This is a genomic window from Streptomyces sp. NPDC001530 (assembly GCF_042894545.1).
In the GTDB taxonomy this organism is placed as follows: Bacteria; Actinomycetota; Actinomycetes; order Streptomycetales; family Streptomycetaceae; genus Streptomyces.
Genome location: NZ_JBIAVS010000037.1, coordinates 42918 through 56413, shown reverse-complemented (window position 1 = coordinate 56413; position 13496 = coordinate 42918). Strand labels below are relative to the sequence as shown.

Here is a 13496-nt window from a genome sequence, read left to right as displayed (position 1 = left end):
ATGAAACCTCCGCACACGCCGCCCCAGTCAGGAGGGGAACTCCCGAGGAGAGTTCCGGGCAGCGCCAAGTCGGTCAGTTCGGCCAGCTCCGGTTCTGTCCCCTCCCAGGAGGGCGCCACGACCAGCAAGAGCACTTCCGTGCCCCGGCTCGCCCAGCTCTCCTCCCTCGGGCCGCGGGGCAACACCGGCCGCGCGGACGCGAGCAGGGAGTCCGCATCGGACGTCACCACCCCGAGCACCACCACCCCGAACACCACCGACAAGCCCCGGCGCGAGGGGCTTCGCGGCGCTCTCGGCGTCGTCAGTGTCGTCGGGCTGTTGTCGGTGGTCGGGGTCCTGGTGACCCTGGGTCTGGTCAACGGTTCCGACGACGACCGGCGTGACGACGCCTCGGTGACCGACGACCGCGGCACGGACGTCATCGACGCGCTCAGCGGTGCGTCGGCGCCCTCGGCGAGCGCGTCCACCGACAAGTCCGGCAAGAAGCCCGACGCGTCGAAGAAGTCGGCCTCCGCGGCGCCCAGCGCCAGTGCGTCGGGCGAGGGCTCGGCGGCCCCCGGCGCGGACAACACCGGTCGGCCGCAGGACGACACCCAGCCCAAGTCGACCACCGCGACCGCCGTACCGGGTGTGAACATCTTCAGCCACGACTCGAAGCGCTGTATCGACATCGTCGGCGGCAAGGCCGTGCAGGGTGCGAAGCTGATGATCTGGGACTGCTCCGCATCCGCCTCGCAGCAGTGGACGTTCACCGGCGGGACCATGCGCGCGCTCGGTATGTGCGTGCAGTTGGCGGGCGGGTCGACCGACGACGGGATCGACCTCGAGATCGGTTCCTGCAACGGGAGCTCGGCGCAGCGGTTCGAGCTGAACGTCCGCCACGACCTGGTGAGCGCGCTCGCCGACAAGTGCGCGGACGTACGGGACCACCAGAAGACCAACGGCTCCAGGATTCAGCTATGGTCCTGCTCCGGCCAGGACAACCAGAAGTGGTCCCCGGAGTAGAAGCGGGCGGGTCCGGCGACACGCCGTTCCTGCCCGCGTGTGTGGTGCGGATGGAGGTCAGTGCCGGCGGTACGACTGGACGTAGCCGTTCGCGGGTGTGCCCACGCCGGTGACGTCGTCGTAGCCCTTCACGGCCTTGAGGGAGGTGTCCTTGCCGAGGCTGCGCACGGAGGTGAGCAGGCCGTCGGCGGCGTCGTGGCCGTTGGCGAAGTCGACGCGGGCCACGGCGAGTTCGGTGTCGGTCGGGGTGTCCGTGACGTCGTGGTAGGTGGTCCCCCCGTACCGGGAGTAGATCGCCGGGTTGGCGAAGCCGATGGGCTTGCCGCCGCGGGCCTCCTGGGCGGGGGCCTGCACCGCCGCGATGACCGGCGCGGCCAGTGAGGTGCCGCCGATCCGGGACTCGCTGTAGCGCAGCGACCCGTCGGGGAAGGTCTGCGTCTGGCCGATGAGGAAGCCGGTGTTGGGGTCGGCGACCGCGGAGATGTCGGGAACGATCCGGTTGCCGGCGGCGCTGTTGGCCTTCGCCAGCGCGTCCGGGACGACACCTTGCTGGTAGAAGGGCGCGGCCACGGTCTTGCTGGTGCCGCCGCCCGCGCCGCCGTTGAACGTGCCGGGGAAGCCGTCCCAGGCCGTGCCGTCCGCGGACAGCGCGGCCTTCTGGGTGCCCCAGCCGGTCTCCCACAGGTACTTGTCGCCCTTGCCGACGGCCAGCGAGGTACCGCCGTCACCCAGGCCGACTGGGCCGGGAAGTTGGTCCGCTTCGTTCCGGTGACCTCCACGTTGTCGACGTAGTCGCCGGAGGAGAAGTAGAAGCCGATGCCTTCGACAGCGCCGAGTTGGAAGACCTGGTCGTAGGCGGCCGCGCTCTCCGGCGTCTGGTTGGCCTCGAGGTCGCCCCAGGAGTTGGAGACGATGTCGGCGAGGTGGCGGTCGGCGACCGTGGAGAGCGCGTCGTAGAAGGCGTCCGTGGAGCACGAGGAGGCGCCCACGTAGGTGACGTCCGCGGCCGGCGCGACCGCGTGTACGGCCGCGACGTCGAGGGTTTCCTCGCCGTACCAGCCCGCCGCCCCGCACTCCTCGGTGTCGGTCCAGTCGTTCGCGAGCACCTGGGTCAGCTGACCGGGCTTCCAGGCGGCGGCGCCGTGCGCCTTCGCGTAGGTGGCCGCATCCTTGGCGATGGTGGGCGAGGCGTAGGCGTCGGTGATGGCGATCCGCACGCCCTTGCCGGTGTACTTCCCCGCGCCGTAGGCGGCGCGCAGCTGTCTGCCGGTGTAGCCCTTGACCGCGTACGGGATCTTCTTGCCGTACGCGTCGGGCAGCGTGGTCGCGGTCTTGGAGCCGTAGTATGTGGAGAACGGCCCTGAGTTGGCGAACGCGTCACCCGGCGGGGGCAGTTGGTCGTCGTGGCCGAGTCGGCGCGGCGCGTTGTCCAGGCCGGTGACCGCCAGGACGGCACCGCTCACGGACGGCGGCACCGAGGCGGTGGCGGTCGGGGCGTGGTAAGTCCGGGACCCTTGGCGTAGTCGTGCAGCTGCGTGCCGAACGCCTTCTCCACGGCGGCCACCTCGCCTGTGACGGACACGTAGTGCCGCGTGACGTCCGTGACCTTCAGACCGGCCGGCGTCAGCCAGGTTCTGACCGCGGCGATCTGGGCGTTGCTCGCGCCGAATCGGGCCTGCGCCTGCTCGGCGCTCAGGTACTTGCCGTACAGCGCCGAGTCGGGGTCGGCGACCGCGCGCGTAGGCGGCGAGGCCGTTCGCGTCGCTTTCGGCGAGGTAGACACGGACGGAGATCTCGGCGCTGTCCGAGGTGGCGCCCCGGTCCGCCTTGGCCGTCGCCCACCCCGGCTTGGTGCCGGCCAGCCCGTGACGGCCGGGTGTGTCAGCGGCGTGTGCCAGGGGTGTGCCGAGCAGCAGCGCACCCGCGAGCAGCGGTAACACCGCCATGCCCGCCCCGGCCCGCCGTGCGGTGGGGTCGTGTTTCATCAGTTCTCCTGCCGTTCGGTTCCTTGCATGGGAGCGGTCGGTCGGCTGGAAACCGGACCATTGATACGAACGGAGCCGGATCGCGGCAGGGTTCACGGTGATGTGCCGTCAGGGACGATGCCTGGCGGGGCCGTCGGAGCGCGGCCCGGTTCGATGGCCGCGTGATCACCGAGCATGCCCCTACGATCATCGCGTGGGCGCGGCAGTCGGTGCTGACCTGCGCACTCCTACAATGGCTGGGCACCGGTGAAGGGACGTGGCCTGTGGTGTTCACTGACGCGGCGCGGGTCGGTGCCATCGACCGCCTCGTGGGGCGCGAGCGCGACCTGCACCACATCCTCGGTGTGTTCGAGCAACACGCCGGCGGCGCCCTGCTGTTGTCCGGGGACCCCGGCGTCGGCAAGTCCGCGGTGCTGGACGCCGTGGCCCGGGCGGCCGCCGAGAGCGGCACACGTGTGCTGCGCGCGGCGGGTGCCGAGTTCGAGGCGGACGTCAGCTATTCGGCGCTGAACCAGATCCTGCTGCCGCTGTACGACGCCCTCGACCGGCTCGACCCCGTCGGCCGGGAGGCCATGAGCGTCGCCCTGGGGTTCGGCGCCGGGCCGGCGCCCAAACGTCTGGTCGTGTGCAACGCCACGCTGGCGCTGGTGCGCGTCGCGGCCGAGGACAGCCCTCTCCTGCTGATCGTGGACGACCTGCCCTGGGTGGATCGGGCCAGCGCCGCCGTGTTCGGTTTCGTCGCCCGCAGGCTGTCCGGCGAGCGCATCCGGTTCCTCACCGCCTCCCGCACCGGCATGGGCAGCTTCTTCGACGGCGGCGGCCTCACGTCGTACGAACTGCCCGCCCTGGACGAGGACTCCGCCGCCCGCCTCGTCGACCAGCGCTTCCCCGATCTGGCGCTGCCGGTGCGGCGGCGGCTGCTGGACGCCGCGCAGGGCAATCCGCTGGCCCTGCTCGAACTGCCCGACGCGCTGCGCGCCGACCAGCGCCGGGCCCGGGAGATCCTGCCGACCCTGCTGCCGTTGGGCGAACGCCTGCAGTCGCTGTTCGTCTCCCGTGTCCAGGCCCTGCCCGCTGCGACCCGCGACCTGCTGCTGCTCGCCACCCTGGACGGCAGCGGCGACCTCGGCGTGCTGTCGGCGGCCTCGCGGGAGTTGGACGGCGAGGCGGACCTGCGCGATCTCGACGCGGCCGAACAGGACGGGCTCGTACGGGTGGAGGAGTCCCCGCGACGGCTGGTGTTCCGGCATCCGCTGATCATGTCGGCCGTGGTCGAGGCCGCCACCAGCAGCGCCCGGCGCGCGGCGCACCGCGCCCTGGCACATGTGTCGGCCGACAAGCCGGAGCAACGTGCCTGGCACCTGGGCGAGGCCACTCTCCAGCCCGACGAGGAGGTGGCCCTGCTGCTGGAGCGCACCGCGCGGCGCATCCTGGACCGCGGGGACGCCGTCGCCGCGATCGCCGCGCTGACGCGGGCGGCCGACCTGAGCCCGCGGAACACCGACCGGGCGCGCCGGCTGTCGGAGGCGGCCTATGTGGGCGCCGAGGCGATCGGCGCCCTGCGCAGCGCCTTCGAGCTGCTGGCGGACGCCTCACGGGCGGACCCCACGCACGGCACGTCCCTGAATTCCGCGAACGCCGCCGTGCAGCTCGTGCTGAACAGCGACGGCGACCTCGCCACCGCCCACCGCCTGCTGGTCGGCGCCATCGAGGAGGGCGACCACGGCTACGACGCCGAGGACCCCGCGCTCATCGACGCGCTGCACTTTCTGCTGCTGCTGTGCAACTACGGGGCCGACGGCGAGTTGTGGGAGCCCTACTACCGGGCCGTCAACCGGCTGCGCCCCGCTCCCCCGCCGCTGCTGCTGGTCGCCGCCCGCACCTGGGGCGACCCGGCCCACGCCGACGCGGCGACGCTCCGGGAGCTGGACGAGATCATCGAGGGCGCCCTGAAGGAGACCGACCCCGCGCGGGTCGTACGAGTGGGAACAGCCGCCCTATACCCGGACCGGCTCGCCGCGGTGCGTGAGGCGGCGTGGCGGCTGGTCCGGCAGGGCCGCGAGGGCGGCCCGGTGCGCCGCCACATCGGCGCCCTGCTCCATCTGTGCCTGGACGACTACCACCGGGGCAAGTGGACCGAGGTCCTGGAGCTGTCGGAGGAGGGGCTGACGCTGTGCGAGAAGTCCGGGTACACCGTCTGCACCTGGTTCTCCCAGTACACCAAGGGGCTGGTGACCGCGTCGCGGGGTGACACGGAGACCGCGCACGCGCTCGCCGACGCGATGACGAACTGGGCGGCGCCCCGCGGCATCCGGGAGGCCGTCCACTGCGCCCTGCACGTCCACGCCCTCGCGGACATCGCCGACGGCGACTTCGACGCGGCGTTCGGCCGGCTCAACTCCATCAGCCCCGCGGGCAGTTTCCCCCCGTACGTCGCGCACGCGGCGTGGGTGTTCTTCGAGTTGGTCGAGGCCGCCGTACGCACCGACCGGCGCGCGGAGGCCGTCGCACATGTGCGGGCGCTGCGGGAGACGAACGTCGCCGGGCTCTCCCCGCGTCTGGGCATGATGGCCGACTGCGCCGAGGCGCTCGTCGCGGAGGACGGCGCCGAGGCGGCCCGCCTGTTCGCGAAGGCGCTGGCCACGCCGGACGCGGAGCGGTGGCCGTTCGCCCTGGCGCGGGTGCGGCTGGCGCACGGCGAATGGCTGCGCAGGTCAAGGGCGCTGTCCGAGTCCAAGGCTCCCCTGACGGCCGCGCTGAAGACGTTCCAGCAGCTGGACTCCGCGGCCTGGGCCGAGCGGGCGCGCAAGGAGCTGCGGGCGGCCGGCCGGGTCGTACCGGATCCGGACGACCGGAGCGGGGGCGTGCTCACCGCGCAGGAACGGGAGATCGCGGAGCTCGCCGCGACCGGCCTGACCAACAAGCAGATCGCCGAGCGCCTGTTCATCTCCCACCGCACGGTCGGCGCGCACCTGTACCAGATCTATCCCAAGCTCGGCATCGCCTCCCGGGTGGCCCTGCGGGACGCGCTGCGGCAGCAGGACTCAGGCTGACGTTCGTCTCCGAAGACGCCTGAGGCTATCCTCGCTAATACGTGTTCACACGTATCTGTCTGCGGGCAGATGACACGACCCTAGGAGCAACGATGACCGCCACCTCCCACACCGCCGCCGACGCACCGGGCAACGATGTCGGCGTCCTGATGCCCGTGGTCGTCCACTTCGACGACCTGGACCCGATGGGCCTGTTGCACAACGGCCACTACCAGGTGCTGGTCGAGCGGGCGTGGGGGTGGTTCTGGCGGGGCAAGGGCCTGGGCGGCAGGAGCGGTCTCGAAGGGGACGGCTTCAACGTCGCCAAGACGTTTGACATCACCTACGACCGCCCTATCGCGGAGATCGGCGAGTACGCCGTACACCTGTGGATGCGGCGCCTGGGCACCACCTCCGCCACCGCGGGCTACCGAGTGTGTTCGGTCGACGGAAAGACGACATACGCCCACGGCAGCCGTACGGTCGTGCGCCTCGACAGCGCCACCATGAGGCCCGCTCCGTGGTCCGGGCAGGTCTCGGAGATCGCCCGGACCCTCGGCCTGCCGGAGGCGAGCACGACCATGCTCGACGAGCCCACGAACCTCTGGCTGCGCGGTCTGCTCGACCGCCACGAGGCCGTCGCCGGCACGGTCCACGTGGTGCGTGACGACCTGCTGCACATCACGGCCGCGCACAACATCCCGCCCAGGGTTCAGGAGATCACCGCGCGCATCCCCCTCGGCAAGGGCATGGCGGGTCTCGCCTGGGAGCAGGATCGGCCGATCCAGACCCGCAATCTCAAGGAGGACGACAGCGACGCGGTCAAGCCGGGTGCCAAGGCCGTGGACGGCAAGGCCGCCGTCGCGCTGCCCGTGCGAGGCGCGGACGGCGCGGTCCGTGCCGTCGTCGGCCTCACCTGGCGGGACGAACGCGAACTGACCGAGGGCGAGTTGGCGAAGCTCGACGCCGAGGCGGAATCGCTGCCCGGCACTGAGGCTTTCGTGCCGCAGCCCCGACAGTCAAACGACTGATCCCGGGCATGACAGCGGCTTCCAGACTGATGTCATCGGCGATCATCCGGAAAGGAACCGCACACCCATGACCGTCATCAACAGCCCTCTGCCGGACCAGGAACGCGAGATCGCGGGCAACGCCCTCCAGGCGACCCTGGTGGACCTGCTCGACCTGTCCCTGGTGGCCAAGCAGGCGCACTGGAACCTGTACGGGCCGCGCTTCCGCTCCATCCACCTGCAACTCGACGAGGTGGTCACCACCGCGCGCGAGTATGCCGACACGGTGGCCGAACGCGCCGCCGCGCTCGGCGTCAGCCCGGACGGACGGGCCGGCACCATCGCCGCGACCAGCGGACTGCCCGGGTTCGCGCCGGGCTGGACGAAGGACGTCGACGCCGTGGAGGCCCTGGTCGAGGCGTTCTCCGCCGTCATCGGACGGGTGCGGGAACGCATCGAGGTGACCGGTCCGGCCGACGCCGTGACACAGGATCTGCTGATCGGCCTGACCGCCGACCTGGAGAAGCAGAGCTGGATGTTCCAGGCAGAGAACCGGGGTTGAGACAGCGAGAACCTCGGCTGAGGATCGCGGGGACGATTCCGTACGGCGGGGCCGTCCCTGCCGTACATGTGTCACGCCCGTCGGCGTGTCCGTAACTGTGTCATGCCCGTCGGCGTGCTCGCAGTGCGGCTGCCTTGACGCGGTTTCCGCAGGTCCGCATCGCGCACCACTCCCTGCGGCGGCCCCGGGAGCGGTCGAGGTAGACGTGGGTGCAGTCGAGGCGCCCGCACTCGCGCAGCAGCGCCGCCTCCGTTCCGGCGAGGATCTCGACGGCCTCGCGGGCGAACTCGGTGAGGGCCTGGGCGGCTTTCCCGGAACGGCTCGTACCCGCGGTGTCCAGGCGCATCGCCACCGGCACCCCGGCGGCCCGCCGGTTCACCGTGATCACCGCCCAGACGGGCCGCGGGCGACCGGTGAGCCGGGCCCTGAGCAGCGCGTAGATCGCTTCTCGCAGTTCCAGCGCCGCGCGCAGGTCGGACCGGTCCGATCCGGGCCGCCGGTCGAGCAACCCGGCCTCGACGAACCAGGAGTCGAGCAGTGCGGGAGAGCCGATCCGCTCGGTCGGGACCGGCGTCCGCCGCTCCTGCAGGGTGCCCACGAAGTCGAGCGCGGGCGTCCCGCACGGAAACACATGTCTCACGTGACCCTCCTGGCAAGGGACCTGTCTGCATTTCGATAGTAACCATCTTGACGGGTGACGCGAGCCTTTGGGAACCTCTCGTCACCGGCCAGAACGGCGATTTCTCGGCCCGCATACTTCTCGGTCCACTTCTCAGTGAGGACATCCCATGACCGTCGTACGCTTCCACCTCGTCTCCCGGCTCGGCCCGAAGGACGTGCTCCAGATACTGACCGACTTCAGCGGGCCGAGGCCTGGCCCACGATCGACGCCGCGCACTTCGAGGTCCACGACCTCGGCGACGCCTGGGCCGAGGTCACCGAAGGGACCGCCGCGGCCTGGGAGCGGGCCCGCTACGAGTGGGAGCCGGCCGGTGACACGGTCACCATCACCACGCTCGACTCCAAGCTCTTCGGCGCCGGCGGCGGCTGGGTCTTCCGGATGACCCCGCAGGGCGAGGGCACCCGGGTCGACGTCGAACTGACGCGGCAGCCCAGCACGCTCAAGGGCAAGATGCTCGCCGCCCTGATGCCCCTCGCCGCCCCCGGGTCCCTGCGCAAGTCCTTCGCGGGGCCCCTGCAGGCGAAGTGACGGGCCGTCGGTCACTTGGCCAGGTTGACGGTGAAGAAGTCGGCGAGCTTGTCGACGGCGGGGTTGATGAACTCGCGCTTGTCGTAGAGGTCGACGTGGCTGGCGCCGGGGATGCGGTGGAGCTCCTTGGGGCCGGTGGCGGCCTGGTGGGCCTCGATCGCCATCCAGGCGGTCACCGCCCGCTCGCCGATGATCTGCAGAACGGGGCGGGGGCCGATGAGAGGGACCGAGCGGAAGACGTCGCTGGAGGCCATCTTGTCGACGCTGTCCCAGGTGAGGAACTTCGCGGAGCGCTCGTGATAACCGCGGGCGCCGCAGTAGTACTCCCAGCCCTCGACGCCGTGCTCGCCGCCCAGGGCGCCCGCCTCGTCGGCGGTCTCGGGGAACATCGTCAGCACGCCGGGGTCCTCGCCGCGGGCGGCGCGGGTGCGGGCCTGGGCGGCGGCATCCAGGAGGGCCTGAAAGACGGCCGGGTCCTGGGAGCCGTCGGCGCCGAAACGGAACTGGCGGGCCGGTTCGGCGGTGCTCACGGTGGCCACGGCCTTGACGCGGTGGTCGCCGCCGGTGGCGGCCAGCGAGTAGCCGCCGGAGGCGCAAATGCCGAGCAGAGCGACGCGGTCAGGGTCGACCTCCTCGCGGGTGGTGAGGTATGACACGGCGGCCTTGAAGTCCTCGATGCGCTGGGCGGGGTCCTCAAGACCGCGCGGCAGGCCGCCCGACTCGCCCTGGTAGGCGGCGTCGAAAGCGAGGGTGACGAATCCGCGCTCGGCCATCAGCCGCGCGTAGGTGCCGGAGGTCTGCTCCTTCACGCCGGTGCCGGGGTGGCCGACCACCAGCGCCGGACGGGGGCCGGCGGCCGGGGTGTCGGGGGTGTAGAGATGTGCGGCGAGCTCGATGCCGGCGCTGTCGAAGCTGACGCGGGTCCTGGACATGGGAGAACTCCATCCGAGAGGTGAGGAATCCGTTCGTTTTGAACGTGTCTCCAGACTCCGTCACGCGGCGCGGCCGCGGTAGAGACAGGTTTCTGCCTGGGAAAACCCTTGCCCCCCCCTCACATGTGACGCGCACCCTTGAACCCCGAGGTGCCGGTGCACACCAACCTCTCCGCCAAGGCGATGCGCGAGGGCTACGACGCGATCATCACCGCGTGCGAGAGGGGTCGGGCCCGTCCGGTGACCGCACCGACCGGGCCCAGCCCTCCGCACGCCGCCCGCGAACCGCGCCCCGGCTCAGAGGACGCGGCCGAACAGGGCCAGCAGTTCCGTCCAGTGCCGCTCGGCCGCCGCCGGGTTGTAGGCGGCTGTGTCGGACTGGGTGTAGCCGTGATGGGCGCCCGCGTAGACCTCGCACCGGTGCGCGACACCGGCGTCGGTGAGCGCCTTCTCCAGCCTGCGGACCTGTTCCTCGGGCATCGAGGGGTCCTCGTCGGCGTGCGCGAAGTACAGCTCGGCGGTGATCCGGTCGGCCAGCAGGTGCGGACTGTACGGTGCCTCGCTCGCCAGGTCGCCGCCGTGGAATCCGGCCGCCGCGGCGACCCGGTCGGGGTGGGTGCCGGCCGTGTAGAGCGCGAGCCTCGCCCCCATGCAGTACCCGGTGATACCCACCGGCCCGTCCGTGACCAGCGGCGACTGTGCGAACCACCCCAGGAAGGCCCCGGCGTCACGTTCCGTCAGCTCGGGGCTGAGCGCCTCCATCAGCGGCACGACCTTCCCCAAGATGTCCGGCCGGGCCGCCATGTCGATGAACGCGGGCAGCTCCACGACCGGGATACGCCCGTGCAGGTAGAAGACGTTCGGGGCGAGCACGGTGTAGCCGGCGGCCGCCAGCCGGTCGGCCATGGCCGTCAGATGCGGACGCACGCCGAACGCGTCCTGGTACATGAGCACACCCGGGTGGGCCTGCCCGTCGTCGGGGTGCGCCAGATAGGCGTCGGCGATGCCGTCGGCGGTGCGGATGTCCACGAGGGTTCCGGTCACGGAGTCCATAGGGGTGAGCCTCTCTGAGCTGGATCGTCACTCACACGTCGGCAACACTTGTGCCGCGGTCCCGATTCCCAGTGACGGCGACAATTTGAACACGTGTGCATTGCGCGTAGACTCACATGCGTCATTGCACATGTGCGGTCGGCAGCCCAGTCCGGCCCACTCACATGTGACCGTCGTCCCCGCGGGAGCAATACGGTGACCGAACACGAGCCCGACACCGCGTCGTCCCCGACGGTCTCGCGGGCCGGCGACCACATCCACCTCGTACACAACGGGAACCGGCCGCCGCAGTGGCTCACCGAGCTCGTCGGGCGCCTCTGCCCCGTCCGCCCGGGTGAGGCCGCCGTGGTGGTCGGCGCGCCCCTGCACGAGGACGGTGTCGAGGCGTTGTGCGAGTGGTTGGCGCCGAGCCTGGACTCCGTCCGGGACGCGCAGGTGCGGCTGCTGACCCTGGTGATGTCCGCGGGCGCCCACGGGGTTGGAGGGCGTCCGTCGGCGGCCAGGACGATCTGCGAGCGGTGGGGGCTGGATGTCCTGGCGCCAGCCGGGACCGCGCTGGTCACGTCCGACGGCGGCCTGTTCTCCCCCGACCTTCCGGGTGCCTCCGGCGGCTGGTGGCACTTCTCCCCCGGTGCGGAGGCCCGGCGCGTGAGCAGCCATCTTCCGGTCTCGGACTGGGAGATGGCCGTGCGGCGGGTGGGCCGGCAGACGGTCGCCGGTCATGTGATCGAGCCCGTTCCGGCCGGACTCGCCGTCCGGCCCGCGGGCCCGGCGCCCGTCACCGCCCACACCAGGCCGCACGCGATCCCGCCGGAGCGCGACCGGCCGCAGCTGATCCTCGATTCCGCCCAGGTGCCGGCCGCCGTTCTCGCGGTGGTGATGGCCGCCCTGCCCGGGCCCGTGCGTGCGGCACTGAGGCTGCTGTCGCTGGACGGACAGCCGCTGCTGCGGATCGGGGAGGAGCTGGCGGACCTGCTGGACAGCGATGTCCGCGTGGCCGTGGGCGCCCCGGTCGCCACGGACCGTGCCGTCCCGAACGGCGCCTCGGCGGGCGACGCCACGGTGGAGCTGCGCATGGTCGACTCCCGCGGCCGACCGTCGTGGCGCCCCTTCGCCCGCACGGTGGTCTGCTCACCCGCGACCGCCGGAAGCGACCGGTCCCCGCATGTGACGGAGTGGCAGGTGCCCGCGGACCCGCGAGGGACCGCCGCGACCGACGGGCTGTCACTGGGCAAGGACAGCAAGGACTGCAAGGCGGTCGTGACCCCGGCAGGGCTGTGGCTCGGCCCGCGCGACGCCGAGCCGCCCCTCCTCGCCACGCTGCGTCCACCCACCCCGGAATCCGTCGCGATCGACCTCGGAGTGCCGGACCGGCCGCTCGCCGAGTGCCTGTGGCCCGGTCTGGACTCCCTGCTCGGACGGCTGGAGCCCGACGTCCTGGAACGTGTCGTAGTCCACGCGTACGGCGACCTCGGCACCGGCGACCGGGAGCGGCTGCTCGAGTTCTCCGTCCGGCACCGGTTCTCCATGGCGTCCTAGGCCTCGGCCCAGGACGCCATGGCCGTGCGGGGTGTCAGGCCGTACGCCACTTCTGGTTCGCAGTGCCGGCGCAGCTCCACAGCTGGAGGACGGTCCCGACCGCGGTGCTCTTGTCCTTGGCGTCCACGCACTGATCCGGATTGACGTTGACGACCAGGTCGTAGGAGCCCTTGAGGACGAACCTCTGGTTCGCGGCGCGGGAGGAGGAGCAGTTCGCCAGCCGCACCAGGGTGCCGTTGCCCAGGCCGGAGACGTCCAGGCACATCGTGCCGCCGAAGTCGCGGACGGTGCCGTCGGAGGGGAACGTCCAGCCCTGCGACGGGTCCTTGCTGTCGCAGTCGGCGAGCACCGTCTGGGTGCCGGCCGCCCGTGAACCGCCCTGGGTGGCCAGGCAGAGGCTGGAGGCGAAGTTGAACAGGAGCTTGCCGGTGAAGCCGCTGGAGGCGCTGGAACCGCTGGACTTCTTCGGCGGCTTCGGGGTCGACTGGGTGCCGGAACCCGTCGTACCGCTCCCGGTGCCGCTGCCCTGGGCGGTGCCACCGCCACCACCGCCGCTGCCGCTCACGGTGCCGGGCAGGGCGGCCTCCGCGGGCAGGCCGGAACCGGCGTCCTGCGCCGACGAGCCGTCCTTATTGGCCGAGGAGTGGCCTTTGGGCTTGCTCGAGGGCCGCTGAGAGGGCCGTGCGGAGCTCGCGGAAGCGTGGGGCGTCGACGCACCGGCCGCCTCGTCGGTGGCCTGGACCGTGGCCGCAGCCTGCGCGGTGTCGTCGCCGCCGAGCCGCGCGATCCCGGCGACCGCGCCCGCGCCCACGACCGCCAGCCCGGTCACCCCGGCCAGCGCGATCGCCACCCGGCGGCCGGGCTTGAGCAGACGGGCGCCGGAGAAGTAGTGGCGGCGGGCGAAGTCGGCCGCGAAGGACCGGCCTCCGGGCGCCGAAGACCCGGCGGAGAGACGGACCAGCGGCGTCTCCTCGTCGGACCGGGTCTCACCGGCGGGCGACGGAGGTGCCGTGCCGTCACGACCGACAGGAGATGCCGTGCTCTCGCCACCGGCAGCAGGCGTCGGTGCCGTACTGCCGCCACCGGCCGGCGGCAGCGGCTCCTCGTCGGTCGAGGGCGACGGCGGGCCCGGCGGCTGGGGCCCGTCGGACGGGGAAGGTGTCGTCAT

General features: G+C 71.9%; 9 protein-coding genes and 2 pseudogenes. 6 read left to right on the top strand and 5 right to left on the bottom strand.

The window, feature by feature from the left end:
• On the top strand, positions 1 to 1005 hold the full coding sequence (locus ACFY0T_RS46060) for a ricin-type beta-trefoil lectin domain protein (protein WP_388884536.1): 1005 nt from the start codon (positions 1 to 3) through the stop codon (positions 1003 to 1005).
• 57 nt (positions 1006 to 1062) lie between these two features.
• Here ACFY0T_RS46060 and ACFY0T_RS46055 read toward each other — a convergent pair.
• Positions 1063 to 2990, bottom strand: a pseudogene (locus ACFY0T_RS46055) (protease pro-enzyme activation domain-containing protein).
• Between the two features lie 263 nt (positions 2991 to 3253).
• On the opposite strand from ACFY0T_RS46055, the gene ACFY0T_RS46050 reads away from it, so the two are divergent.
• The 3 genes from ACFY0T_RS46050 to ACFY0T_RS46040 all read left to right on the top strand — a co-directional run bounded on the left by ACFY0T_RS46050 (position 3254) and on the right by ACFY0T_RS46040 (position 7594).
• Positions 3254 to 6043 carry an ATP-binding protein gene (locus ACFY0T_RS46050; protein ID WP_388884535.1) on the top strand — a complete coding sequence of 930 codons (2790 nt, stop codon included), beginning with the start codon at positions 3254 to 3256 and terminating at the stop codon, positions 6041 to 6043.
• Positions 6044 to 6135: 92 nt separating this feature from the next.
• Positions 6136 to 7053 (top strand): GAF domain-containing protein, encoded by a 918-nt coding sequence (locus ACFY0T_RS46045; RefSeq protein WP_388884534.1) that lies wholly within the window; start codon positions 6136 to 6138, stop codon positions 7051 to 7053.
• Between the two features lie 67 nt (positions 7054 to 7120).
• A complete protein-coding gene (locus ACFY0T_RS46040; RefSeq protein ID WP_388884533.1) occupies positions 7121 to 7594 on the top strand; it encodes a DNA starvation/stationary phase protection protein in 474 nt (157 codons plus the stop codon).
• A gap of 100 nt (positions 7595 to 7694) precedes the next feature.
• Here the strand turns inward: ACFY0T_RS46040 and ACFY0T_RS46035 are convergent, their stop codons facing one another.
• Positions 7695 to 8234, bottom strand: a complete 540-nt coding sequence (locus ACFY0T_RS46035; RefSeq protein ID WP_388884532.1) for a CGNR zinc finger domain-containing protein — start codon at positions 8232 to 8234, stop codon at positions 7695 to 7697.
• Between the two features lie 148 nt (positions 8235 to 8382).
• Between ACFY0T_RS46035 and ACFY0T_RS46030 the strand changes: the two are divergent.
• Positions 8383 to 8804, top strand: a pseudogene (locus ACFY0T_RS46030) (hypothetical protein).
• Between the two features lie 11 nt (positions 8805 to 8815).
• Here the strand turns inward: ACFY0T_RS46030 and ACFY0T_RS46025 are convergent.
• A complete protein-coding gene (locus ACFY0T_RS46025) occupies positions 8816 to 9736 on the bottom strand; it encodes an alpha/beta hydrolase (RefSeq protein ID WP_388884531.1) in 921 nt (306 codons plus the stop codon).
• Between the two features lie 297 nt (positions 9737 to 10033).
• Positions 10034 to 10789 (bottom strand): dienelactone hydrolase family protein, encoded by a 756-nt coding sequence (locus ACFY0T_RS46020; protein WP_388884530.1) that lies wholly within the window; start codon positions 10787 to 10789, stop codon positions 10034 to 10036.
• Between the two features lie 195 nt (positions 10790 to 10984).
• Here ACFY0T_RS46020 and ACFY0T_RS46015 point away from each other — a divergent pair, with 195 nt between their 5' ends.
• Positions 10985 to 12328 carry a hypothetical protein gene (locus ACFY0T_RS46015; protein ID WP_388884529.1) on the top strand — a complete coding sequence of 448 codons (1344 nt, stop codon included), beginning with the start codon at positions 10985 to 10987 and terminating at the stop codon, positions 12326 to 12328.
• Positions 12329 to 12362: 34 nt separating this feature from the next.
• Here the strand turns inward: ACFY0T_RS46015 and ACFY0T_RS46010 are convergent, their stop codons facing one another.
• Complete coding sequence (locus tag ACFY0T_RS46010; protein WP_388884528.1) at positions 12363 to 13496, bottom strand: ricin-type beta-trefoil lectin domain protein; 1134 nt, start codon at positions 13494 to 13496, stop codon at positions 12363 to 12365.